Source organism: Microcoleus sp. N9_A2, from assembly GCF_036701775.1.
Classification (GTDB): domain Bacteria; phylum Cyanobacteriota; class Cyanobacteriia; order Cyanobacteriales; family Microcoleaceae; genus Microcoleus.
Genome location: NZ_JAUBRH010000135.1, coordinates 1 through 2,476, shown reverse-complemented (window position 1 = coordinate 2,476; position 2,476 = coordinate 1). Strand labels below are relative to the sequence as shown.

The window sequence follows — 2,476 nt, the reverse complement described above, 5'->3', positions numbered from 1 at the left end:
GTGCGACCCGTTTCCGCGAAAACGGAAAGCCTAACGGCTTAAAGTGTAGGCGGAGCAAGGAATCAGCCTTTCGTATGGGTTGAAACGAACCTTGACAACTTAACGACCTTGAGGGTGTAAGTCCCTCCCCACAGGTGCAGTGGTGAAAGCATTACCCCTATTTCTAGGCGTAGCAACCCTAGAGGTAAAGCGGGGCAAGAAGGAGGTAACTCGGCAACCTAACTGAGAATCCCTTCGAGCAGGAATCCATGAGCAGCGCAAGCGAAGATGTGTCTAAATCATCGTTAAGTATAACCAGTGAAATAGGTTGATCACACTGGGAGTCCCAAAAGGGCAAGGATAGGGAGTTGGCGGGTGTTTAGCCGACCAACAAAGCATTTCCCATAAACCCGGTGAATAGCATCGCTCTAAAGATTCAATCAATGGTCGTTAGGAACGGGATAACCCCCATACATCTCTCAGGAAGGTCGATGCCTGAGTAGGTAGCTAGCCAGATGATGTACGGGGGCAGGATTGAATCAAAAGCCAATGCCTCGCTTTAATGGCGAGGATACGCTGACAGATTCACGATTGTTTGGAAATGAATAGGAACAAGTAGCAATGAATACGTCTAATACTGAGTCAATACAGACAGAAGTGGAATGGAAGGATATCAACTGGAAAAAAATACAGAGGATAGTCTTTAAGTTGCAAAAGCGCATATTCAAAGCCTCTCAACGTGGGGATGTCAAAGCAGTCCGTAGGCTTCAAAAGACTTTGATGAGGTCTTGGTCGGCTAAGGCATTAGCCGTTCGTCGGGTAACTCAGGATAATCGGGGCAAGAAAACGGCTGGAATAGATGGGATTAAGAGTTTAATCCCCAAACAAAGGCTAGAACTTATACGCCAACTGAGGTTAAACCAAAAGGCTAAACCTGTCAGGAGAGTCTGGATTGATAAACCTGGTAGAGACGAAAAACGCCCGTTAGGGATACCCACAATGAACGACAGAGCATCCCAAGCTCTGGTAAAAGCAGCCTTAGAGCCGGAATGGGAAGCAAAATTCGAGCCAAACAGCTACGGATTCCGACCAGGGCGGTCATGCCACGACGCAATCGAAGCAATATATGGAGCAATCAAGCAGAAGCCGAAATACGTGCTAGATGCCGACATTGCCAAATGCTTCGACCGAATAAACCATGAAGCGCTGCTAGAAAAATTAAATACATTCCCCACCATCCGCCGTCAAATTCGGGCATGGTTGAAAGCGGGAGTGATTGACTGGAGCGAATACGCTAATCGCAATAAAAAGAAAGGGTTCAGTCAATCATCTGAGGGAACGCCGCAAGGCGGGGTTATATCGCCCTTGCTAGCAAACATCGCCCTCCACGGCTTGGAAAATCGGCTACTCCAATACGTTGAAACCGTAGATATGAAAAATAACTACGGCAGACAACAGAGCAAACGCTCTAAGCGAATGACCCTAACAGTAGTTCGCTATGCTGATGACTTTGTAATTCTACACAAAGATAAAGCCGTCGTCCAAAGATGTATGCAGATAACAGCAGAATGGCTCAGTGGCATTGGCTTGGAATTAAAACCCGAAAAAACCAGACTCTCACACACTCTAGTTGAAGAAGGAGGCAACATAGGGTTCGACTTCCTCGGATTTAATGTTAGACAGTTCGAGGTAGGGGAGTATGCGTCTAAGCAAGGATTTAAAACCATCATCACACCATCCAAGGAAAAGCTGAAAGTCCATCTATCTAAAGTAGGCGACCTAATCGATAAGCACAAAGGTTCATCGCGAGATGCCTTAATTGCAACACTAAACCCCGTGATAAGGGGCTGGTCGAACTATTACAAAACGGTTTGCAGCAAAGATATATTCCAACTTGCAGACCACATCATCTATCAGCAAATACGAGGATGGGCAATTTACCGTCATGAAAGCGCCGACAAGACTTGGACAACCAAAGGAAATAATAATTGGGTATTCGCCACCAAAAATGGCAAGCATTGTCTAGCCAAGCATGGCGATACTCCAATAACCAGACACACAAAGGTGAAGGGTGAAATAAGCCCTTATGACGGAGATTGGGTCTACTGGAGCAAGCGAAAAGGGGAATACCCTGAAACTCCCAAACAATTATCCGAGCTTATTAAAAAGCAAGATGGGAAGTGTTCGCACTGCGGTCTGTACTTCACGTCAGATTGTCTAATTGAAGTACATCACATAGATAGAAACAGAAGCAACAACAAGAAGACAAATCTGACAGCCGTACATAGACACTGCCACGACATTATTCACGCCAAATGGGAACCAAAAGAGTGGGAGATGAGAAGTGATGAATCTTATTTCTAGCCCCCTAACCCTTAATGGGAAAGAGGTACGCATGACAAGCGCCAAACAGTCGAGGAGCCGGATGACGGGAAACTATCACGTCCGGTTTTGCATGGGAGTTCGGGGTAGCGATACCCCGTTCGACCCTAACAAA

The 2,476-nt window shown here is 46.2% G+C and carries 1 protein-coding gene; it reads left to right on the top strand.

Annotated elements, in window-relative coordinates; genetic code table 11:
* The first annotated feature begins 600 nt into the window (after nt 1-600).
* A complete protein-coding gene (gene ltrA, locus QUA44_RS30295) occupies nt 601-2,343 on the top strand; it encodes a group II intron reverse transcriptase/maturase (protein ID WP_333257586.1) in 1,743 nt (580 codons plus the stop codon).
* The last annotated feature ends 133 nt before the right edge of the window (nt 2,344-2,476 follow it).